The sequence below is a fragment of the Rhizobium sp. NPDC090279 genome, from assembly GCF_044769665.1.
In the GTDB taxonomy this organism is placed as follows: domain Bacteria; phylum Pseudomonadota; class Alphaproteobacteria; order Rhizobiales; family Rhizobiaceae; genus Rhizobium.
In genome coordinates, this window is record NZ_JBIVYI010000002.1 from 743099 (window position 1) to 765201 (window position 22103).

Below are 22103 nucleotides of genomic sequence, written 5' to 3' on the forward strand. Positions count from 1 at the left end.
GTCACAGTTCCTTCTGCATGGCTTCGAGGAATTCGGTGATGATCTCCTCGTTGCGCTTGTAGAAAATCCACTGGCCGAGGCGCCGTGTCGTCACCAGGCCGGCGCGATGCAGCGTGCTGAGATGGGCTGACACGGTCGACTGAGACAGGCCGCAGCGCTCGAACTGGCTGGCGCAGACGCCCAATTCCAGCGGATGCTCCTGGGTTGGGAAATGTGTCTGTGGGTCTTTCAGGTGATTGAGGATTTCGAGCCTGGCTGGGTTGGCCAGGGCCTTCAATATCTCGTTCTTGTCCATGGCGTTCACCGCATGAATATCGAATAATTGCGATATATGTATCGATAGTTTCCGATATATCAAGGGCGACGCAGAATATTATTTTCTGCAAGGCAGCTGGAGTGTGTGCTTAGAAATTGGGCAAAAAAAGAGGGCCACCGGTATAAACCAGGGCCCTTATAGGTGTGAAGGTCAAAACCTCCAGAGGGGAACAGCCAATGCGGTGGAACTGGGAGGAAAAGCCACCATGTGCATCAGCTGTGTGCGTTATGATGCTAATTTGTGCAGTGCGCAATGCTTTTTTGTGCATGGCAGTTATGCGTTTGCAGGCTCGGGGCCAAAAGGACAAAAAAAAGGGCCGCCGGAGTAAACCAGGGCCCTATAGGTATGAAGGTCAAAAACCTCCAGAGGGGAACAGCCAATGCGGTGGAACTGGGAGGAAAAGCCACCGTGTGCATCAGCTATGATCGATATGGTAGTTAAATGTGCAGGCTTCAACTCTATTTTGTGCATATCAGCTATGCGTCATATGCGTGGCTGATATACTAGCCGTAAAAAGACTTCGTTATCAGTGACTTACCTTCGTCAGAAATTCCAGTTACGAGCCTTCGCCACGATAAAATCGCGAAAAACCTTGAGCTTAGCCGCGTTCTTCATCTCATCGGGATAGCAGAAATACGTGTCGAAGGACGGCACATCGGCATTGATCGCGAGCTGAATGAGGCCCGGGTCGCGGCCGACGATGTAATCCGGCAGGACGGCGATGCCGATGCCGAGCAGGCAGGCGCGCTTGATCGACGTCTGGCTGTTGATCTGCAGATGCGGCACGCGCTTGTTGTCGGATGAGCGGCCGGCGATCTCCAGCCAGTTGACGTCGAGCAGGTAATTCGGTGCCGGCTCGCCGAAGCTGATGATGCGATGCTCGTCCAGATCCTCCACCGACTGCGGCTCGCCGTAGCGGTTGATATAGGAGGGAGCGGCATAGACGTGCATATGCACGGTGAAGAGCTTGCGCTGGATCAGGTCCGACTGTTGCGGCTGGCGCAGGCGGATGGCGCAATCCGCATGGCGCATGTTCACGTCCAGCTCCTCGTTGTCGAGGATGAGCTGAATCTGCATATCGGGATAGAGCTGCAGGAACTCCTGGATCTTGTCGGTCAGCCAGCCCTGGCCGAGGCCGACCGTCGTCGTCACGCGCAACTTGCCGCTCGGTTTGTCGGTCGTCTCGGTCAATTGCATCTTGACCGTTTCGAGCTTCAAGAGAACGTCATGGGCGGTGCGATAGAGCAGCTCACCTTGTTCGGTCAGGATCAGACCGCGCGCATGGCGATGAAAGAGTTTTATGCCGACATCCTGCTCGAGAGCGCTGACCTGTCGGCTGATGGCGGATTGGGACAAATGCAATTTGTCCGCCGCATGCGTGAACGAACCCGCTTCGGCAGCCGCGTGAAAGATACGCAGCTTGTCCCAATCCAATGGCATGCCGTTTCCCCTCATCGGCTGCATCACTCCGCAGCTACGGCGACGGGCATGTGCCCGGTCAGGTAGCGTTCCGCCTCAAGCGCCGCCATGCAGCCCATCCCCGCTGCGGTGATCGCCTGTCGGAACGTATCGTCGGTCACGTCACCGGCTGCATAGATGCCTTCGACGCTGGTCGCGGTCGAGTCGGGAGCGGTCCAGAGATAACCATTGTCCTTGAGTTTCAGTTTGCCCTTGAAGAGTTCGGTCGCCGGCGCGTGGCCGATGGCGACGAAGACGCCGTCGATCACCATGTCGGTAATGATGCCGGTGCGAACATCGCGCAGGCGAGCACCCGTGACCGACGGCGGCATCGGCGGCTTGGCCGGCGTGCCGGTGATCTCGGCCACTTCGGTGTTCCAGAGAATCCTAACGTTCGCCTTGGCAAAGAGGCGCTCCTGCAGGATCTTTTCGGCGCGGAAGGAATCGCGGCGATGCACCAGGGTCACCGATTTGGTGATGTTGGAGAGATAGAGCGCTTCCTCAACGGCGCTATTGCCGCCGCCGACCACGATCACGTCCTTGTTGCGATAGAAGAAGCCGTCGCAAGTGGCACAGGCGGAAACGCCGAAGCCCTGGAAGTGCTGCTCGCTCTCGATGCCGAGCCACTTCGCTTTGGCGCCGGTGGCAATGACGAGGGTGTCGGCCGTCCAGACCTGGCCGCTATCGGTGCGGGCGACGAAGGGACGCTTGCTGGTGTCGACTTCGGTCACGAGATCATTGACGATTTCGGCGCCGACATGCTGGGCCTGCTGGAGCATCTGCTCCATCAGCCAGGGCCCCTGGATCGGATCGGCAAAGCCCGGATAGTTTTCGACATCCGTGGTGATCATCAGCTGGCCGCCCTGTTCGAGACCGGCGATCAGAACCGGCTGCAACATCGCGCGTGCAGCGTAAACCGCGGCGGTATAGCCGGCTGGGCCGGAGCCGATGATAAGCACCTTCGTGTGGCGGGCAGGCATAGTCAGTCCTTTCAATTTCAGCGAACGGGAAACCGCGGCTTCAAACGCGCAAAGCAGGCGATTTCGCGATCCGCTGCTTCATTTATGATTGCCTTATGCATTTATTCAAGGGCAGCCTTGCATTACACACAGGGCAAATCTGCTTTGTGTAAGAATCAGTTACGCTAGAGAAACTTTCTTGCGTATTTTCCTGCCTTATATAGAAGCTGGCGAGGGGGAATTAAAGAAAGGCCAAAAAGTGCTTCGCGCTGAGCTCGATGCCATCGATATCAAGATTCTGCGGGAACTCCAGCGGGACGGGCGAATGACCAACGTCGAGCTCGCGGATAGGGTCGGCATTTCGGCGCCGCCATGCCTGCGACGGGTGCGCAAGCTGGAAGAGGCCGGCATCATCGAAGGCTATCACGCCATGCTGAACAGCCCGAAACTGGGCTTCGATCTCGTGGCCTTCTGCATGGTCGGTCTGAAGCACCAGTCGGAGGCTAATCTCAAGGCTTTCGCCAATGCGACTGCGGCCTGGCCGCTGGTTCGGCAAGCGTGGATGGTATCGGGCGACAGCGATTTTCTGTTGCACTGCGTTGCAGAAAATCTCACCCGGTTCCAGGATTTCGTCATCGAAGTCCTGACGGCGAATGAGCATGTCGATACCGTGCGCACCATGTTGACCATCCGGCAAGTCAAGAAGCTCGGCCTGGTGGAGCTCTAGGCGAATGGCGGATCGCCCCTGGCACCGGTCGCTGATCAAGTCCGGCGTGCGCCTTTTCCTGGGCGGCTCGCGGGCTCACGTGCAGGACTGGTTTCCGGGGCTCAGCATCGTCCGCAGCCAAAATGTCAGCGAGGTGCTTTACCGCGGCGCCAAGGTTGCCAGCCTTGCCGGCATGGATCGTCTGCGTGAACGCTGCGGCGATGCGATCTACATTGTCGGCTCGGGCCCATCGATTCGCGATTGCGATCTGAGCGCTCTGGAATTCCGCAGCGCCATTCTTCTGAACGGCGCTATAGGCCTATCCGGCGATCGGATCGCCGAGCCATTGGCAATCGCCGTCGAGGATGAGCGCTTTGTCTGGCGGCATCTCGACATGCTGCGGGAGAAGGTGGCTCCCGGCTCGCTTTGTCTGTTTTCGGTGGCGGTGCTACGCGCGCTTTGCGAGATCGACAAAAGCTGGCTGGCGGACAAGACCATCATTCTGATCGACGACATCCGCAAGCCTTATGGAGCGCGCCGCCGCTCGCTCGACGATCTCAAGAAGCTGCAATATGTGCGATTGGACACCGAGGGTTCGGCAGGTTTTTCGCTTTCTCCGGATCGTGGGGTTTTTCTGGGCGGGTCCGTCGCCGTCTCGGCTTTGCAATTTGCTCTTTATTGTGCGCAGCAGCAGGTCGGTTTCCTGGGGATCGATATATCCAATGCCGGCGAGCCTCGCTTTTACGAGACCGTCGGCGATACCGCTTTTTCGGGCATTGCACGGGCTGAAGGCCGTATGATCGAGCATCTCGTGCTCGCGCGGCGGATTGCGGCCGAGCGCAGCGTATCCTTCGTCAACTATTCTCCGATTTCGGCCCTGCTGAAATATGATTTCGGTTACGACGACAAATTCGCCGTGAAATCGAAGACGTGACGCTTGCCGAAGGCCGCTGAGCCTGTGCGCAGATTGAAAACAAGGTTGCTGAAATGAAGCTCATGCGCTGGCTGAAACCCAAGGCGTCGGACGCCAAAAAGCTGTCCATCGATCCGCCCGAGCCAAGCGCAGGGCGCCAAGGCATCGCCATTGCCGCCTGTGTGAAAAACGAGGCTAGCTACATCGAGGAATGGGTGCGCTTCCACCAGGCGGTCGGCATTCGTCACTTCTATATCTATGACAACGGTTCGACGGACGAAACCTGCTCGTTTCTTCGAAGCCTGCTCAATGAGGACGCGCTGACGATCATTCCCTGGGCGGGGCGCATGCGCGATGCCGCGACTTCGGCGATGCTGAACGGCCAGGTCATCACCTTCGCCCATGCCATCCTGAATTTCGGCGGCGATTATCGCTGGATGGCGTTTATCGATGTCGATGAATTCCTTCTGCCGAAGCAGGCGGTAACCGTCGAGGAGGCGCTGGAGGCTGTCGGCGATTTTCCGAATGTGTCGCTGCCCTGGCACATGTTTGCCACCAGCGGCCATGAAACGCCGACGGATGGCCCTTTGACGCTGAACTATACGATGCGCGGCGCCGATCCGATGACATCAAAGGAAAATGTCAGCAATTTCAAATGTATCGTCGACCCGTGTGAAGTGATCGAGGTCAGCGTGCATCAGTTCCAGACGCGCGCTTACGGCGATCTGACGGCCAATGACGCCGGCAAGCGGTTTACGCGGCGTGCGCGGAAGTCTCCTGAGTTTTATTCGAACGGTTTCCTGCAGCTCAACCACTATTATACGAAATCCCGGCAGGAGCTGATGGAGAAGCTCGCACGAGGTTGGGCCTACGATAGCAGTGCCACGAAATATCGGGAGAAGGTGTTGTCCATCGTCAAAAGCATCGAGGAAGACATGGTGGAGGATCGTTCGATGCTCGAATTCATCGAGCGCAACCGTATCGATCTCGGTCGCTGATCCATCCACTTACTTGTTGGCGACGAGCAGCCGCCTATAGACATCGCCGATGGCGGTTGCTTCCTGTTCCAGGGCGAATTCGCTGCGCACATGGCGAACGCCATTCTCACCCTGAAGACGCGCCTCTTCCGGATTGGCCAGATAGAAGGCGATCGCTCTGGTCAGCGCCTCGCCATCGCCCGCCGGCACAACAGCGCCGGTCTCGCCCGGGACGATCATCTCGGCATAGGCGCCGGCATCCGATGCAACGACGGCAGTGCGGGAGGCCATGGCCTCGAGCGGCGTCAGTCCGAAACCTTCGTTGCGGGACGGCGCGACATACAGGGTGGCGCGGCGATACCAGGGCTTGATGTCGTCGACCTCGCCCAAGAAGCGGATGCGATCGGAAAGGCCGGCGGCGGCCACCATCTTCTCCAACTCATCGCCGAAGCCACGATGCTCGGTTGTCACGCGGCCGCAGACTACAGCCGTCCAGTCCGGATAGCGCGGCAGGAGCTCGATCATCGCCTTGACGAAAAGATCGGTACCTTTCTGATGACGGACGCGGCCGAAGCAGCCGATGAGATAGGTGCCGGGCAGGCCCGTTGCGGCCATGCGGTCGTCGGGCTTTTCCGGCGGATGAAAGCGATTGAGATCGACGCCGTGCTGAATGACGGTGTGTGGCACCTCAAGAAAGCTGCCGGAGCGTGTACTGGTGGCGATCACTGAGTCCATGCGACGGATCAGCCAGCGGGTATAACCGGTATGGCGACGCTGGGCCGCCGAGGTGAAGACCAACTTCAGGCGCATGCGCAGAACCGAGCGCAGCAGCAAGCCGGCGAGCATCTCATTGTTGCGGCGGGCATGCCAGATGCGCACGCTATAGCGGCGCGGCTTCGTCCAGAGGCCGGGCAGGCGTAGCCAGCCGAGCCGTGGCAGGTTTTCCGGAAGGCCGGGACCGAGCGTTGCGATATGATAACCGAGCTCGACCTGTTTGGGAATCAACTGCACGATCGTCGAAGTCACGCCGGAAAGCCGGCGTTTGAAATTCGTCGCTATGATTTCGATCTCGCGGAGATCGCTCGCGCGTGTTGACTCGCGATCGCGCACGGGCGATCAGCCCCAGGTGACGGAGAGGATTTCGTAACCCTTGGCGCCGCCGGGCGCATTGACCTCGATCGAGTCGCCGACTTCCTTGCCGATCAGCGCGCGGGCGATCGGCGAAGAGATGGAAATGCGGCCGGCCTTCACATCGGCTTCCTGATCGCCGACGATCTGATAGATCTTTTCTTCCTCGGTGTCCTCGTCGATGAGCTTCACCCTGGCGCCGAACTTGATCTTTGAGCCGGACATCTTGGTGAGATCGATGACTTCGGCGCGCGCCGTCAGGTCTTCGAGTTCGGTGATTCGGCCTTCGTTGTGGCTCTGGGCTTCCTTGGCTGCATGGTACTCGGCGTTTTCGGACAGGTCGCCATGAGCGCGTGCTTCCGCAATTGCCTCGATGATCCGCGGGCGCTCTCCCTGCTGACGCCAGCGCAGTTCTTCCTGCAGCTTGACGAACCCGTTCTGTGTCATCGGTACCTTATCAACCATTTTTTTCGTCCTTCACTCCCTGTGTTGCTCTGCTGCAGACACAAAAGAAAACAGGTCCCGAAGCGGTACTTCGGAACCATCAGAGCAGTTATTCTGTCACGTATAGCAGATTGCGACAGACGATTGCTAGAAAATTCGAAGGTTTAAGGAGAAGCTCCTGTTGAAGCCCCTTGGCCATTCGATCGCTTTGCAGGGCCGCGACGAATGTGAGCCGGCTACCATGCTCACGCCCGTCGCGGTCGAATTATGCGCTTCAGAAATAGCTCTGCAGCGGTTGAACTTCGAGGTTCCCGGCCTTCAGCGCCTTGATCGCCATGGCTGCTGCTTCGGCACCGGCCATGGTGGTGTAGTAGGGCACCTTCTGCATCAACGTCGCACGGCGAAGCGACTTGGAATCCGAGATCGCCTTGTTGCTGTCGGTCGTGTTGATGACGAGCTGAACCTGACGGTTGCGGATGGCGTCCTCGATATGGGGGCGGCCTTCCAGCACCTTGTTGATCTTGGTCGCCTCGATGCCATTTTCGGCGAGGAAGCGCTGGGTTCCACCGGTCGCGAGCACCCTGAAGCCCAATTCGGCTAACATGCGGATGGCCGGCAGCACGCGCGGCTTGTCGTCGTCGCGCACCGAGACGAAGACCGTTCCGTCACGCGGCAGTTCGACGCCGGCACCGAGCTGCGACTTGGCGAAGGCCAGAGCAAAATCTGTGTCCAGACCGATGACTTCGCCGGTCGAGCGCATTTCCGGTCCGAGCAGCGTGTCGACGCCGGGGAAACGCGCGAATGGGAAGACGGCTTCCTTGACGGCGATGTGCTTCAGCTTGCGCGGATCGGGCTTTTCGCCATAGGCGGCAAAGGTCGCATCCAGCTTTTCGCCCGCCATGACGCGGGCGGCGATCTTGGCGATCGGTGCGCCGATGGTCTTGGCGACGAAGGGCACGGTGCGCGAGGCGCGCGGGTTGACTTCGAGCACGTAGACCGTGCCATCCTTGATGGCGAACTGGACGTTCATCAGGCCGCCAACATTGAGCGCCTTGGCCATGGCCTTTGCCTGACGTTCCAGCTCATCGATCATTGCCGGCGAGAGGGTGCGCGGCGGCAGCGAGCAAGCGCTGTCGCCGGAGTGGATACCGGCTTCCTCGATATGCTCCATGATGCCGGCGACGTAGACGTCCTTGCCGTCGGACAGGCAGTCGACGTCGACTTCGATGGCGTTGGCAAGGTAGCTGTCGAACAGCAGCGGGTTCTTGCCAAGCAGCGTGTTGATCTGGCCGGTCTTGTCGTTCGGATAGCGCTGCTTGATGTCCTCAGGCACCAGTTCCGGAACGGTGTCGAGCAGATAGGTCTGCAGCTGCCCTTCCGAATGGATGATCTGCATGGCGCGGCCGCCGAGAACATAGGACGGGCGCACGACCAGCGGGAAGCCGATTTCCGAGGCGACCAGGCGTGCCTGCTCGACCGAATAGGCGATGCCGTTGTTCGGCTGGTTCAGGTCGAGCTTCATCAAGAGCTTCTGGAAGCGGTCGCGGTCTTCGGCAAGGTCGATGGCGTCAGGCGCGGTGCCGAGGATCGGGATACCGTTCTTTTCGAGGGCTTCGGCGAGCTTCAGCGGCGTCTGGCCGCCGAATTGCACGATGACGCCGACGACTTCGCCCTTTTCCTGCTCGGCGCGGAGGATTTCAATGACGTCTTCGGCCGTCAGCGGCTCGAAATAGAGACGATCCGAGGTGTCGTAGTCGGTCGAAACGGTTTCCGGGTTGCAGTTGATCATGATTGCTTCGTAGCCGGCATCCTTCAGCGCGAAGGCGGCGTGGCAGCAGCAATAGTCGAACTCGATGCCCTGGCCGATACGGTTCGGGCCACCACCGAGGATGACGACCTTCTTGCGGTCGGAAACCTGAGCTTCCGAACGAGCGGCGCCGACGAAAGGCGTTTCATAGGTGGAGTACATATAGGCGGTCGGCGAGGCGAATTCTGCGGCGCAGGTGTCGATGCGCTTGAAGACCGGGCGAACGTTGAGGCTGTTGCGCAGCTCCGCCACTTCCTTCGGGCGCTTGCCGGTCAGCGTCGCGAGACGCGCGTCAGAAAAGCCCATCGACTTCAGCATGCGCAGATTGGCCTCATCTTGCGGCAGGCCATGCTCGCGGATGCGGGCTTCCATGTCGATGATGTTCTTGAATTGCGCGATGAACCAGGGGTCGATCTTGCAGCCTTCATGCACCTCTTCCGGCGTCAGGCCGAGGCGCAGCGCCTGGGCAACCATGCGCAGACGGTCCGGTGTCGGGGTGCCGATGGCGGCGCGGATGGCGTTGCGATTGCCTTCGCCCTCTTCGGTGCCGGGGATTTCGATCTCGTCGAGGCCCGTCAGGCCGGTTTCAAGACCGCGCAGCGCCTTCTGCAGCGATTCGGCAAAGGTACGGCCGATCGCCATGACCTCACCGACCGACTTCATGGCCGTGGTCAGAACCGGGGAGGCGCCCGGGAATTTCTCGAAGGCGAAACGCGGGATCTTGGTGACGACATAGTCGATCGACGGTTCGAAAGATGCAGGGGTCGCGCCGCCGGTGATGTCGTTTTCCAGTTCGTCCAGCGTATAGCCAATAGCAAGCTTGGCCGCGATCTTGGCGATCGGGAAACCCGTGGCCTTCGACGCCAGAGCCGAGGAGCGCGACACGCGCGGGTTCATTTCGATGACCACGAGGCGGCCGTCCTTCGGATTGACCGCGAACTGCACGTTTGAGCCGCCGGTCTCGACGCCGATCTCGCGGAGAACCGCGATCGAGGCGTTGCGCATGATCTGGTATTCTTTGTCCGTCAGCGTCAGCGCCGGGGCAACCGTGATCGAATCGCCGGTATGCACACCCATCGGGTCGATGTTTTCGATCGAGCAGATGATGATGCAGTTGTCCGCCGTGTCGCGGACAACTTCCATCTCGAATTCCTTCCAGCCGAGCACCGATTCTTCGACCAGGACTTCCGTGGTCGGCGAGGCATCGAGGCCGCCGCCGACGATTTCGAAGAATTCCGAGCGGTTGTAGGCAATGCCGCCGCCGGTGCCGCCGAGCGTAAAGGAGGGGCGAATGATGGCGGGCAGGCCGACATGATCGATCGCCTGGGCGGCGATTGCCATGGCATGGCTCATATAGCGCTGCTTGCGGTCGCTCTCGCCGAGGTTCCACTGATTTTCGAGCGCATCGAGCGCCTTGTCGAGCTCGGCGCCGGAAAGCTGCGCCTTCAGCTTGCTGCGCTCGGCCTCGTGTGTCTTGCGGTCGGCATCCTTGATGTCGGTGGCGTTCGCCAGCATGGAGCGCGGCGTTTCCAGGCCGATGCGGGCCATGGCCTCGCGGAAGAGGGCGCGGTCCTCGGCCATGTCGATCGCGGCGGGCTTTGCGCCGATCATCTCGACATTATAGCGGTCGAGCACGCCCATGCGCTTCAGCGAAAGGGCCGTGTTGAGCGCGGTCTGGCCGCCCATGGTCGGCAGCAGCGCGTCCGGGCGCTCCTTGGCGATGATCTTGGCGACCACCTCGGGCGTGATCGGCTCGACATAGGTTGCGTCCGCCAGGCCCGGATCGGTCATGATCGTTGCCGGATTGGAGTTGACGAGGATGACGCGGTAGCCTTCCTCTCGGAGTGCCTTGCAGGCCTGCGTGCCGGAATAGTCGAATTCGCAAGCCTGTCCGATAACAATCGGTCCTGCACCGATAATGAGGATCGATTTGATATCTTGGCGCTTCGGCATGGGCTCACATCCGTTTTTTGTTGCGCGAAAAGCCGGCCAGGGTGGGAGATCACCGGCCGGGGGCGCATGGGCAATATTTTCAGGCTAGAAGCGGCTTATAGGCAAATGTATTTGCAAACGGAACCCCATAAATGGCGGAATCGACATGAATTCTGCAAGCTTTGCCGCCATTAGCCGAAACGACGCCGGACAGCCTCCGCATAAGAGCGGCTGACGGGCATCTCCATTCCGTCGCGCGCGATGACGAAAAGCTTGCCATTGTCACGCTTCAGGCTGGCGATGTGGTTGGTTGCTATCCAATGTGATCTGTGCAGGCGCATGCCCTCAATGTCGCCGACTTCCATCAGAGCATCGCCGAAGCGCAGCAGGACAAGTTCGCGACCGCGCGTTGTCACGACCTCAGTATAGTGATCGCGAACCGTTAGCCTTATCAGCGCTCCCCGGTTTTCCGGCTTCAAACGCGAGAGAATCGGCGGCTGTTGTGTCAGCGGGCGAATCTCGGCTGTTGGGACGGATGTTGTTTTCGCCTCCGCGAGATTTGTTCCCTCGGTGGCCATCGCTATCTGCCGATGCATGGTCAGATAGGTGAGAATACAGAAGAGGATGCAAAGCGGTACGGAGCCTAGCGATTGACGCAGGCTGCCGGTCACCGTGGACATCGTTCCAAAGAACGCGAAGTCGACGAGCGTGATGCCGAAGCCGATCGGTAACGCGGCGGCGACGGAGCCAATCATCAGCCGGGCGAATGTGCTCGCCAAATGCTTGCGCAGGAGGACTTCGGCGACGACGGAAAAGACGATAGAGATGGACCAGGCCATGGCGTGAAGGGCGAGCCAATAGCCGAGCCGTGCTGCGGGCATCAGCCGATCAAGCGTGCCGTATGGCCCCGTCAGCGCGAAGATCAGGACGATCGTGACAAAGGTCGCCCAGAAGCGCGGTGAACGCTGGACGACCTGCAATTCACGAAGCGTGGATTGCAGAAAGGTGTGATCCACGAAGATTTTCCGTTGTCTTGCGCAATTTCGATTGAGGGAAGAACAATATCACGGAAAGGCTCGACAAACTCAACCGGATACGGACCATGACTTTCGAGCCGCTTTTTGATGCCCCATTCGCGATACAGATCCATGTCGCGGCTGTTGTCCCCGCTGCCTTGCTCGGCGCCTATCTTCTCTTGCGGCCCAAGGGAACACCGACGCATCGGCTGCTCGGCAAGATATGGCTCGTCTTGATGGTCGTGACCGCGCTATCGAGCTTCTTCATTCACCAGATCAACATGTTCTATGGCTTCAGTCCCATCCATCTGCTGTCGATATACGTCTTGTTCGGTTGCTGGGGCGCCATCGTCAATGCCCGCAATCACAATATCGAGGCACATAAACGTATTGTCAGAGGCCTCTATTTCGGCGGGATCGTCGGTGCTGGCATATTCACGGTTGTTCCAGGCCGCATCATGAACAAGGTGGCTTTCAGCGGCGGCGAAATCGCGCCGCTCGTCGTCGTCGCAGGTATTGCGGTCGTTCTTTTCTGGCAGTTGTCCAAGGAAATATGGCGACGCCGCCGTTTAAGCTGATGTTCTGTCGATAGCCAACTGGCTTTGTTGCACTTCCTGGATATATAAATGCCTCAAGGGACTTTGATTTTTAGGCATCGCCAGGAGGTGCGCTATGGATTGGAAGGGGCGTCGGCAATCCGACAATATCGAGGACGAACGTGGCTCATCGCCCATGGGTGGAGGGGGCGGTGGCGGCTTCCGGTTCCCGGGCGGAGGGATCGGCGGCGGCGGCTTGAGCTTTCGCACCATTATCGTGCTCATCGTGATCTTCCTGATCCTCCGAGCCATGGGCGTCGACGTCATGGGGCTGCTGCAGCAGACGGGCATGCTGGAAGGCGGCGGCTCCGGATATCAGCAGAGCACATCCACCGGGAACAATGGTCAGCCCGCCAATGACGAGATGAAACAGTTCGTCGCGACGGTGCTTGGCGACACGGAAGACACCTGGACCGGCATCTTCAAGTCGATGGGCCAGACCTATACGGACCCGAAGCTGGTGCTGTTCTCCGGCAGCTTCCCTTCGGCCTGCGGACAGGCTTCGGCGGCTACCGGTCCCTTCTATTGCCCGAGCGATCAGAAGATCTATCTCGACATGGCCTTCTTCAAGCAGATGAAGGACCAGTTCGGCGCCTCCGGCGATTTTGCGCAGGCCTATGTCATCGCGCATGAGGTCGGCCATCATGTTCAAGATCTGCTCGGCATTCTGCCGAAGTTCAATCAGGCCCGCCGCAACATGAGCGAAGTGGATGCGAACAAGATGTCGGTGCGCATCGAACTGCAGGCCGATTGCTTCGCCGGTATCTGGGGCAAGTTCACGCAGCAAAAGGGCATTCTGCAGGCTGGTGATCTCGAGGAGGCGCTGAACGCCGCCCAGCAGATCGGCGACGACACGCTGCAGAAGCGCTCGCAGGGCTATGTCGTTCCCGACAGCTTCAACCACGGCACTTCGGCGCAGCGCGTGAAGTGGTTCAAGCAGGGCTTTGATTCCGGCAAGCTCTCGGATTGCGATACGCTGAACAATCCCGTCTGATCTGACTTGCCCGCCCCGGAGTTCCCGTGAGCGGGCTAGTCGTTCCGTTCGTTATCTCTCGCTGTCGAGATGCGTCAGCTGCGCCTCGGGGTAGCGGCCGCCGGCGGCGGCGTCTTTGGGGATTGCGCGTTCGATCGCAGCCATGTCGGTTTCCGACAATTCGACCGACAGCGCTCCCAGGGCTTCCGTGAGGCGGTCGCGACGGCGGGCGCCGATGACGGGGACGATCTCCTTGCCCCGAGCTGCAACCCAGGCGATGGCGATCTGGGCGACGCTTGCGCCCTTCGCGTCGGCGATCTCTCGCAGCGCCTCCACGAGATCGAGGTTCTTCTCGACGTTCCCGGCCTGAAAACGCGGGCTTTATTGTGCGGAAGTCGCCTTTTTGAACGTTGTCCTTCTGCCAGTGGCCGCTGATCAAGCCGCGCGAAAGGACGCCGTAGGCGGTGATGCCGATGCCGAGTTCGCGGCAGGTCGGAAGTATGTTGGCTTCGATGCCGCGCGAGATCAGCGAATATTCAATCTGCAGGTCGACGATCGGATGGACGGCGGCCGCGCGGCGGATGGTGGCCGTGCCGACTTCCGACAGGCCGATATGCCCGATGTAGCCTGCCTTGACGAGATCCGATATCGCGCCGATCTGATCTTCGATCGGCACATTGGGATCAAGGCGGGCAGGGCGGTAGATATCGATATGATCGACGCCGAGGCGCTGCAGCGAATAGGCGACGAAATTCCTGATTGCTGCCGGCCGGGCATCGTAGCCGAGCCATGCGCCGGCCGGATCGCGCAGGGCGCCGAACTTGACGCTGAGCAGGAAGTCGTCCCGCTTCAGCCCCTTGATGGCTTCGCCGATCAACATCTCATTGTGGCCCATGCCATAGACATCGCCCGTATCAAGCAGGTTGATCCCCGCATCGAGTGCGGCATGGATGGTGGCGATGCTCTCGGCGCGATCGGATGGACCATACATGCCGGACATGCCCATGCAACCAAGCCCCAGAGCCGATACCTGCGGCCCGGTCTTTCCCAATTGATGCTTTTCCATCGTTACTCTCCTTGCTCGAAGGCGCACTCCCGTTTTGGAGGCCCATGTCGATGGTGTTTTACTCCATCGCCCTCTGTGCGATAACTCGGGTAAATCGAAACGGCTTGTTTGGAATTTTGCACAATGGATGATTTGCCGCTGGCCGATCTGGTTGCCTTTACCGCCGTCGCCCGCGAGCGCAGCTTCCGCGAAGCAGCGCGCAAACGCGGCGTTTCCGCTTCGTCGTTGAGCGAAGCGGTCCGCCGGCTCGAAGAGCGGCTGGCGGTGCGCCTGCTCAACCGTACGACCCGAAGCGTGACGCCGACGGAGGCCGGTGAGCGGCTGATGGAACGCTTGACGCCCGCCATGAGCGAGATCGCCGTCGCGCTCGACGATATCAACAGCTTTCGCGACAGCGTCGGCGGGACGTTGCGGCTGAATGTGCCGACAGTCGCCGCGATAGTCGTCATGCCCGACATTATCAGCCGCTTTTTGAAGGAATATCCGGCAATCTCAGTCGAGATCGTTGCAGAAGACACATTCATCGATGTGGTCGCCGCCGGCTACGATGCCGGCATCCGCTACGACGAGAGACTGGAGAAGGATATGATCGCTGTGCCAATCGGGCCGCGGCAACAGCATTATATCACTGCCGCGGCGCCGGCCTATCTGGCCGCAAACGGCACGCCGAGGCATCCGCGCGACATATTGGAGCATCGCTGCATCCGCCATCGGTTCCTCAGCGGCTCGGTCGTGGCCTGGGAGTTCGAAAGGAATGGAGAGACGATCGTCATCGCTCCGCCGATGGTCGTTGCGACGAATTCCATCGACATCGAGCGTAGCGCGGCGGCAGCGGGGCTCGGCATCATCAGGACATTCAAAGAGTTCCTTGCGCCGCAAATTGCCAGCGGAGAATTGGTGCCGATTCTCGAGGAATGGGACACGGCCTTTTCCGGTCCTTTCCTCTATTATGCCAGCAAACGGCATATGCCGGCACCACTCAGGGCCTTTGTCGACTTTCTCAATCGCGAGCAGCGACGCGGTCGCGACAGATAGTCGCTTTTATGCCAAGGATCAAAAAAAGCGGTCAATAAATCAATAAGATTGAAGCGTTCACGGATTGTTTCCGCCAAAATCTTTATGTATGGGGACGCTTCGGTTTTTCGTTCACGTTCTGTCTCTTTCATGGAGACGGAGCCCAAAAGGCAACTCCATGATCGATCAGAAATTCGCCCGTCGAGGCTTGTTCCTCGTCTTCCTTATTCTCTTCCTCGACGTCATCGGCATCGCGATCATCATGCCGGTAATGCCGAAATATCTGGAGGAGCTGACGGGCGCATCGGTCAGCTCGGCGGCGACGGAAGGCGGCTGGTTGCTGCTGGCCTATGCCGCGATGCAGTTCCTGTTTTCGCCGTTGATCGGCAACCTGAGCGATCGTTTCGGCCGTCGCCCGTTGCTGCTCGCCTCAGTGCTGACATTTGCGATCGACAATTTCATCTGCGCGATCGCAGGTACCTACTGGATGCTGTTCGTCGGCCGTATTCTCGCAGGCATCAGCGGTGCGAGCTTCTCGACCTGCTCGGCCTATATTGCCGATATCAGCAATGACGAGAACCGTGCCAAGAATTTCGGTCTGATCGGCATGGCATTCGGCGTCGGCTTCGTCCTCGGCCCGGTCATTGGCGGCTTCCTTGGCGAGTTCGGTCCACGCGTGCCCTTCTATGGCGCGGCGGCTCTGGCGTTCCTGAATTTCGTCGGCGCCTATTTCCTGTTGCCGGAAACGCTGGATGCAAAGCATCGCCGACCCTTCGAGATCGGCCGAGCCAATCCCTTCGGAGCGCTGAAGCAGATACGGCGCTACCAGGGCATCGGTTGGGTCTGCGTCGTGATGTTCCTGAACTGGCTGGCGCATGGCGTCTATCCGGCAGTCTGGGCCTTCGTCACCTCCTATCGCTATGACTGGAGCGAAGGACAGATTGGTTTCTCACTCGCTGTCTATGGGATCGGTGCCGCCATCTCCATGGGTTTGGTGCTGCCGCGGCTGGTGCCCGTGCTTGGCGAGTGGAAGACCGCGCTGCTTGGATTGGTGTTTTCCTGCCTCGGCCTGGTGGGCTACGCCTTCGCGTGGCAAGGCTGGATGGTCTATGCGGTTATCGTCCTGACCGTCATCGAGAACGTCGCGGATGCGCCGCTTCGCTCCATCGCTGCGAGCAAGGTACCCCCATCGGCCCAAGGGGAGCTGCAAGGCGCGCTCGGCAGTCTGACGAGCATCACCGCAATCGTCGGGCCTTTGCTCTTCCCATACCTGTTTCAATACTATACCGCGCCGACCGCGCCTGTCGTCTTCGCCGGTGCGCCGTTCATCATGGGCGCAATTCTCGTGGTTATCGGGCTTGTCGTGCTTTTGACGAAAGTTCGCAAGACCGAGCCGAAGGTAGCGGTGCAATCGCAGGCCGGCGAGGCGGCCTAAAAATTCATCAGATATTTTGATGTCATGATGAATTCTTTAGCACTATGGGCTTGTCGGCTGGCTTTTTGAGCCAAGTTGCGCTAATGCGGCAGGCTCGCGCACCCTTGGGTAGGGCGGCTCGCGCGATTCTAGAAATCGAGTTTTCATCATGGATATGCCGGTAGCTGCGCGCCCATACGCGCCTGAAAACAATAATTCGTGGTCTGCGCATTTTCGTGCAACCCTTGCGCTCGGCATCCCGCTGATCGGCGCGCAATTGGCCCAGCTCGGCATCAATACCACCGACGTGATGATCGTCGGCCGGCTGGGCGCCGAGCAGTTGGCTGCGATGGTGCTCTCCGCGCAGTTTCTTTTTACAATTCTGGTTTTCGGTTCGGGCTTTTCCATCGCGGTCATGCCGTTGGTGGCACAGGCCTATGGCAGGGGCGACGTTGCGTCAGTGCGCCGTGCGCTGCGCATGGGCCTTTGGGTCGTGACAGTCTATTGGCTGCTGGCGCAGCCGGCCTTCTTCTATTCCGAAGAGATTCTGCTTGCAGCAGGGCAAAAGCCTGACGTCGCGAAATTGGCGAGCGGCTATATCGACATCGGCCACTTCGCCGTGTTGCCGGGGCTGCTTTATAATGTCATCCGGGCACTGGTGAGCGCCATCGGCCGTGCCGGCATCATCCTCAAGGTCACCATCGCCATGTTGGTGATGAATGCCGTGCTTGCCTACATTCTGGTGCTCGGTCATTTCGGCCTGCCGGCGATGGGTCTGCATGGTGCGGCCATTGTCTCCGTTGCCGTGCAGACGGCCGGTTTGCTCTTCATCATCGGTTATGTTCAGGCCCATCAGGAAACGCGTCGTTACGAGATTTTCGTGCGATTCTGGCGACCTGACTGGCATGCCTTGTGGGATGTCGTCCGGCTTGGTTTCCCGATCGGCGTGACGGTTCTGGCTGAAGTCAGCCTGTTCACCGCCGCATCGCTGTTGATGGGCCAGATCGGCACAATCGAGCTTGCTGCCCATGGCATCGCGCTGCAATGGGCGTCGATCGCCTTCATGATCCCGCTCGGCCTCAGCCAGGCGGCGACCGTGCGCGTCGGCGTTGCTCATGGACAGGGCGATCATTTCGGGCTGAAGCGTGCGGCCATCGTGGTGCTCATCGTTTCGTGCTGCATATCTGTCTTTGGCAGCATCCTCTTCGCTACCGTTCCGGCGTGGTTGGGAAGTTGGTATCTCGATGTCTCTTCCCCTGATGCGGCGAAGGTGCTTGCCTATGCGGCGCCGCTGATCGTGGTGGCCGGCCTGTTCCAGCTCGTCGACGGTCTGCAGGCGATCGCCAGCGGTCTGCTGCGTGGCCTGAAGGATGCGCGCGTCCCGATGATTATGGCGCTGATCGCCTATTGGCCGATCGGCTTCTTCCTTGCCTGGCTGCTGGCGTTCCCGCTTGGTTTCGGCGGCATCGGCATCTGGTTCGGCTTCCTGCTCGGCCTTGCCTCTGCGGCGGCGATGCTTTGCGCGCGCTTCTACATGCTGGTGCGTTCGGAGAAGGTTGCCGCCTGACGTGGGGAGATCGGTTGTCGGGTCGCAAGACTACTGACAAAAATTGACAGCATGATCGTCTATAACAGTCTCATACCAAAGACGGGAGACGACCATGATATTCAAGGCAAGCAATCATAATGATGCCGCGCTTTTCCCGCGGGAAGATCAGATCAATCGGGGCGCGGCCGTACGCCTCCTGCCACACGCCAATACATCGTCCCGGCGGCCGGAGCCCGAGCAGAAGTCCTACTGGCTGGCAGTGGCCAGTGCGGAGCACGTACGCCTTGGGCGCCAGCATGGCTTCATGCAGGTGAATCACGGCAAGCGAGCCCCCTTGAAGCGCATCAAGCCGGGTGACGGCATCGTCTACTACTCCCCATCCGTCAAAATGGGCGAGAGGGATGGCTTTCAGAGCTTCACCGCCATCGGTTTCGTCCGTGAGGGCGAGCCCTATCTCGGCGAGATGGGTTGCGGAAAGGCCTATCGCAAGGATGTGGACTGGCTGGACGCGCCTGAACAGCCGCTTCGTCCTCTCCTGGGCTGGCTTGATTTCACCCAGGACAAGAACTGGGGCTACAAGCTGAGATTCGGCCTGGTTGAATTCGGGCAATCGGATTTCGAGTTCCTCGAGGAAATCCTGATGAGCGAGCTTGAAGTGGTCAAGCAGCGCCGCCTGCAGGCCTGAACTTCAGCAAAGCATGAACGGATGTGACGAGAGACCTCCCAAGTTGACGCACAAAGAGAAAAGCCCCGGATTGATGATCAATCCGGGGCTTTTCTCATGCGATTGGGTGGGCGCGCCTTTCAGGCGCGCTCTGCCAAAGCGGCTTCGCCCTTCTTTTCGCGCACCAGATTGATGAAGCGGCGGAAAAGGTAATGGCTGTCCTGCGGGCCGGGCGAGGCTTCCGGGTGATGCTGGACCGAGAAGACCGGCTTGCCTGACACGCGCAGGCCGCAATTGCTGCCATCGAACAGAGAGACGTGAGTCTCCTCAACGCCTTCCGGCAGCGAGTTCGAGTCGACCGCGAAGCCGTGGTTCATCGAGACGATCTCGACCTTGCCGGTCGTATGGTCCTTGACCGGATGGTTGGCGCCGTGATGGCCCTGGTGCATCTTCGCGGTCTTGGCGCCGAGCGCGAGGCCGAGCATCTGGTGGCCGAGGCAGATGCCGAACAGAGGAATTCCAGACTTCAGCAGATCCTTGATGACGGGCACGGCATATTCGCCGGTTGCGGCCGGATCGCCAGGGCCGTTGGAAAGGAAGATGCCATCCGGGTTAAGGCCGAGGACTTCGTCCGTCGATGCGGTCGCCGGCAGGACGGTGACCTTGCAATCCAGGCCGGCGAACAGGCGCAGGATGTTGCGCTTGACGCCATAATCGAGGCAGACAACGTGGTATTTTGCGTCTGCGGCGCCCAGTTCGCCATAGCCTTCGTTCCAGATCCACGGCGTCTGCGCCCATTGCGAGGACTGGCCGGAGGAGGCGACCTTTGCAAGGTCCAGGCCTTCGAGACCGCTCCAGGCCTTGGCATCCGCCTTCAACTGGTCGATGTCGAAGACGCCGTTGGGATCGTGGGCGATCACGCCGTTCGGCATGCCGTTTTCACGAATCCAGGCGGTCAGCGCGCGGGTGTCGATGCCGCAGAGGCCGATGATGCCGCGAGCCTTCAGCCATTGGTCGAGATGCTTGGCGGCGCGGTAGTTCGAAGGATCGGTGATATCAGCCTTGAAGATGACGCCGACGGCGCCGTGCCGGGCGGCAGGCGTCAGGTCCTCGATGTCTTCGTCGTTCGTGCCGACATTGCCGATATGGGGGAAGGTGAAGGTCACGATCTGGCCGAGGTAGGAAGGATCGGTCAGGATCTCCTCATAACCCGTCAGCGCCGTGTTGAAGCAGACTTCGGCCTGGACCTTGCCGGTCGCGCCGATGCCTCTGCCTTCGATCACGGTGCCATCGGCGAGAACGAGGAGGGCGGTTGGCTTTTCAATGGTCCATGGGGCTGTCGCGGTCATGTTCATCCCGTTTCCGGCGTCGGGCGCGGCCTTGAAGAGACCGGCGGTTCCGCCATGTTTGTAGCAAGGTACGGCCGGCGACATGCGTCGCGGCTTGAGATCTTCCTATCGATCTAATGTGCAGGTGATGGACATAGCTAAACAAGGCGAGCCGGTCAATGCGCGCTTTTGCTTTCCAGTCAAGGAATTCGGGCTCGCGGCCGCAATTGCATTGATCGACATTGTTGGTCTAAGAGACAGGCAAGATGATATAGGTGGCCGGACCGATCGTTGCCGGCTTGCTTGAAGGAGTTAAAGACATGATCCGCGAAACCCTTTCCAACGCCCAGAAGGACGCCATGAAGGCCAGGGATACGGCGAGGCTTTCGACCGTTCGTCTCATCCTTGCTGCCATCAAGGACAAGGACATCGCCAATCGCGGGCTGGGCAAGGAACAGGCGAGCGACGACGAAATCCTGCAGCTTCTCGCCAAGATGATCAAGCAGCGGGAAGAGTCGGAGAAGATCTATATCGACGGCGGTCGCCCTGAGCTCGCCGGCAAGGAGCGCGAGGAAATTGCTGTCATCCAGGGCTTCATGCCCGAGCAGCTTTCCGAAGACAAGGTGCGCGAAATCTGCGTCGCGATCGTCGCCGAACTCGGTGCGCAGGGCTTGAAGGATATGGGCAAGTGCGTGGCCGCCCTGCGTGAGCGCTATGCCGGTCAGATGGATTTCGCCAGGGCTTCGGCTATCTTGAAGGAACTGCTGAAGTAAAGGCCAGCTTTGCTCTCGGCATGCGCGTTCGCCGCAGACCGAGAGTGCTTTGCCAGGCGGCGTCTATGATGGCGAATTTTTCGGCCTGATAGTTTCGATATTGCTGGATGAAGTCGTCGGACAGCCAAAGCTGGCTCCGCCCCGAAGATCCCGTCCATCCGATGCTTTGCATCTTTATGGCCTTGTTCATGAGCCGTTTTGCATTCGTCCTGGAGATGAGGAAGCGATTGCATAGGTCCGTGAATGCGATCCGTCCGACGATTGCTTTTTGGGTGGTCGGATTGATCATCCCGACGCGGGAGATCAGATAATCCATAATGACGCCGCCGGAATTCGCCCAGGTGAACAGATCGAACGTTTCCCCTGGATGGCGCAGATCGTCGCTGTCGATGATGCCGACCGAAATCGCCGGCTGCAGCACGCCGATAAACTCCGGTCGCTTGGCAAACAGCGCATTGCGCTTGCCGCCGTCCAGCCGGTCCAGCACGGAAAGATGGATGCTCAGCCATTTCGCAAGCTGCCTTGCGGCCTCTTCCGTGGGCTGCAACGGCCGCGCGCGCCGATCGCTCGTGACAGGCAGGTAGCGCAGGAAGCCGAGAGCCAGCATCTCCTGAATGAAGCTGAGCGCGGTGTTGTGGCTGGCAATCTCGTGCTCGACGATATAGTTGGCAAATCGGTTGGCATGGATGCCGGGCGGCTCTCCATCGATGCCGCCGCAATAGAGGGCGAAGCCCGCCAACGCCATCAGCCAACGCTGCTGTGAAGCAAAGACAGAGCATACGCTCTGATTCTCATCATAAGTGGATACAATCTCTCGTGTATAATTGAGGATTTCCGTGAAAAATTCGGGGTCTTGAGCAAGTTCCTTCGCGGATAAAGACATGCAGCCGTCTCCGATGAACTGAGCAAAATTCAAATTGTCCGAAGATATTATTACTAAGATCGCATATACGTAGATAATAAAAGATATCCATCGATAGCGTTGCGTCAAGATATTAGCGACAACGAAACATGATGTTTCGCAGCATATGTTCAATGCTCGTATTGTCGTGAAATCGGAGAGGGCCAGA

The 22103-nt window shown here is 59.4% G+C and carries 19 protein-coding genes and 1 pseudogene; 10 read left to right on the forward strand and 10 right to left on the reverse strand.

Annotated features, from left to right (window positions below):
• Window position 1 precedes the first annotated feature (1 nt).
• From ACIQWP_RS07710 to trxB, 3 genes are all read right to left on the reverse strand, one after another.
• Window positions 2–295 (reverse strand): ArsR/SmtB family transcription factor, encoded by a 294-nt coding sequence (locus ACIQWP_RS07710; RefSeq protein ID WP_402784250.1) that lies wholly within the window; start codon window positions 293–295, stop codon window positions 2–4.
• A 564-nt stretch (window positions 296–859) separates the two neighbouring features.
• Window positions 860–1756, reverse strand: a complete 897-nt coding sequence (locus tag ACIQWP_RS07715) for a LysR family transcriptional regulator VtlR (RefSeq protein WP_092711607.1) — start codon at window positions 1754–1756, stop codon at window positions 860–862.
• Between the two features lie 23 nt (window positions 1757–1779).
• Entirely contained in the window at window positions 1780–2754 is a 975-nt protein-coding gene (gene trxB / locus ACIQWP_RS07720; protein ID WP_402784253.1) for a thioredoxin-disulfide reductase, read from the reverse strand.
• Between the two features lie 238 nt (window positions 2755–2992).
• Between trxB and ACIQWP_RS07725 the strand changes: the two genes are divergently transcribed.
• The 3 genes from ACIQWP_RS07725 to ACIQWP_RS07735 all read left to right on the forward strand — a co-directional run bounded on the left by ACIQWP_RS07725 (window position 2993) and on the right by ACIQWP_RS07735 (window position 5350).
• The gene (locus ACIQWP_RS07725; RefSeq protein WP_402784255.1) at window positions 2993–3460 is read left to right on the forward strand and encodes an Lrp/AsnC family transcriptional regulator; all 468 of its coding nucleotides are present in this window, start codon (window positions 2993–2995) and stop codon (window positions 3458–3460) included.
• A gap of 4 nt (window positions 3461–3464) precedes the next feature.
• Window positions 3465–4373 carry a glycosyl transferase gene (locus ACIQWP_RS07730; RefSeq protein ID WP_402784257.1) on the forward strand — a complete coding sequence of 303 codons (909 nt, stop codon included), beginning with the start codon at window positions 3465–3467 and terminating at the stop codon, window positions 4371–4373.
• A 62-nt stretch (window positions 4374–4435) separates the two neighbouring features.
• Window positions 4436–5350 carry a glycosyltransferase family 92 protein gene (locus tag ACIQWP_RS07735; RefSeq protein ID WP_402784392.1) on the forward strand — a complete coding sequence of 305 codons (915 nt, stop codon included), beginning with the start codon at window positions 4436–4438 and terminating at the stop codon, window positions 5348–5350.
• A 9-nt stretch (window positions 5351–5359) separates the two neighbouring features.
• Here ACIQWP_RS07735 and ACIQWP_RS07740 read toward each other — a convergent pair whose 3' ends face one another.
• The 4 genes from ACIQWP_RS07740 to ACIQWP_RS07755 form a co-directional block, all read right to left on the reverse strand.
• Window positions 5360–6439, reverse strand: a complete 1080-nt coding sequence (locus tag ACIQWP_RS07740; protein WP_402784259.1) for a glycosyltransferase family 4 protein — start codon at window positions 6437–6439, stop codon at window positions 5360–5362.
• Between the two features lie 6 nt (window positions 6440–6445).
• Window positions 6446–6922: a transcription elongation factor GreA gene (gene greA / locus ACIQWP_RS07745; protein ID WP_402784261.1), complete on the reverse strand. Its 477-nt coding sequence runs from the start codon at window positions 6920–6922 to the stop codon at window positions 6446–6448.
• Between the two features lie 253 nt (window positions 6923–7175).
• Window positions 7176–10661: a carbamoyl-phosphate synthase large subunit gene (gene carB, locus ACIQWP_RS07750; RefSeq protein WP_402784263.1), complete on the reverse strand. Its 3486-nt coding sequence runs from the start codon at window positions 10659–10661 to the stop codon at window positions 7176–7178.
• Window positions 10662–10831: 170 nt separating this feature from the next.
• Complete coding sequence (locus ACIQWP_RS07755; protein WP_402784265.1) at window positions 10832–11656, reverse strand: LytTR family DNA-binding domain-containing protein; 825 nt, start codon at window positions 11654–11656, stop codon at window positions 10832–10834.
• 86 nt (window positions 11657–11742) lie between these two features.
• Here ACIQWP_RS07755 and ACIQWP_RS07760 point away from each other — a divergent pair, with 86 nt between their 5' ends.
• Complete coding sequence (locus ACIQWP_RS07760) at window positions 11743–12234, forward strand: DUF2306 domain-containing protein (protein WP_402784267.1); 492 nt, start codon at window positions 11743–11745, stop codon at window positions 12232–12234.
• A 94-nt stretch (window positions 12235–12328) separates the two neighbouring features.
• The gene (locus ACIQWP_RS07765) at window positions 12329–13246 is read left to right on the forward strand and encodes a neutral zinc metallopeptidase (RefSeq protein ID WP_402784269.1); all 918 of its coding nucleotides are present in this window, start codon (window positions 12329–12331) and stop codon (window positions 13244–13246) included.
• 51 nt (window positions 13247–13297) lie between these two features.
• Here the strand turns inward: ACIQWP_RS07765 and ACIQWP_RS07770 are convergent.
• Window positions 13298–14291: pseudogene (locus ACIQWP_RS07770) on the reverse strand (aldo/keto reductase).
• Between the two features lie 123 nt (window positions 14292–14414).
• Here ACIQWP_RS07770 and ACIQWP_RS07775 point away from each other — a divergent pair.
• From ACIQWP_RS07775 to ACIQWP_RS07790, 4 genes are all read left to right on the forward strand, one after another.
• The gene (locus ACIQWP_RS07775) at window positions 14415–15326 is read left to right on the forward strand and encodes a LysR family transcriptional regulator (RefSeq protein WP_402784271.1); all 912 of its coding nucleotides are present in this window, start codon (window positions 14415–14417) and stop codon (window positions 15324–15326) included.
• A 157-nt stretch (window positions 15327–15483) separates the two neighbouring features.
• Window positions 15484–16740: a TCR/Tet family MFS transporter gene (locus ACIQWP_RS07780; RefSeq protein WP_402784273.1), complete on the forward strand. Its 1257-nt coding sequence runs from the start codon at window positions 15484–15486 to the stop codon at window positions 16738–16740.
• Between the two features lie 148 nt (window positions 16741–16888).
• Window positions 16889–18286, forward strand: coding sequence for an MATE family efflux transporter (locus ACIQWP_RS07785; RefSeq protein ID WP_402784275.1), 1398 nt, complete (start codon window positions 16889–16891; stop codon window positions 18284–18286).
• 94 nt (window positions 18287–18380) lie between these two features.
• Window positions 18381–18953, forward strand: a complete 573-nt coding sequence (locus ACIQWP_RS07790; protein ID WP_402784277.1) for an EVE domain-containing protein — start codon at window positions 18381–18383, stop codon at window positions 18951–18953.
• 119 nt (window positions 18954–19072) lie between these two features.
• Here the strand turns inward: ACIQWP_RS07790 and carA are convergent, their stop codons facing one another.
• Window positions 19073–20281: a glutamine-hydrolyzing carbamoyl-phosphate synthase small subunit gene (gene carA / locus ACIQWP_RS07795; protein ID WP_402784279.1), complete on the reverse strand. Its 1209-nt coding sequence runs from the start codon at window positions 20279–20281 to the stop codon at window positions 19073–19075.
• A 299-nt stretch (window positions 20282–20580) separates the two neighbouring features.
• On the opposite strand from carA, the gene ACIQWP_RS07800 reads away from it, so the two are divergent.
• Window positions 20581–21033 (forward strand): GatB/YqeY domain-containing protein, encoded by a 453-nt coding sequence (locus tag ACIQWP_RS07800; protein WP_402784281.1) that lies wholly within the window; start codon window positions 20581–20583, stop codon window positions 21031–21033.
• On the opposite strand, the gene ACIQWP_RS07805 is transcribed toward ACIQWP_RS07800, so the two are convergent.
• Window positions 21008–22024 carry a hypothetical protein gene (locus ACIQWP_RS07805; protein WP_402784283.1) on the reverse strand — a complete coding sequence of 339 codons (1017 nt, stop codon included), beginning with the start codon at window positions 22022–22024 and terminating at the stop codon, window positions 21008–21010. The two genes, ACIQWP_RS07800 and ACIQWP_RS07805, sit on opposite strands and share 26 nt — an antisense overlap.
• Between the last annotated feature and the right edge of the window lie 79 nt (window positions 22025–22103).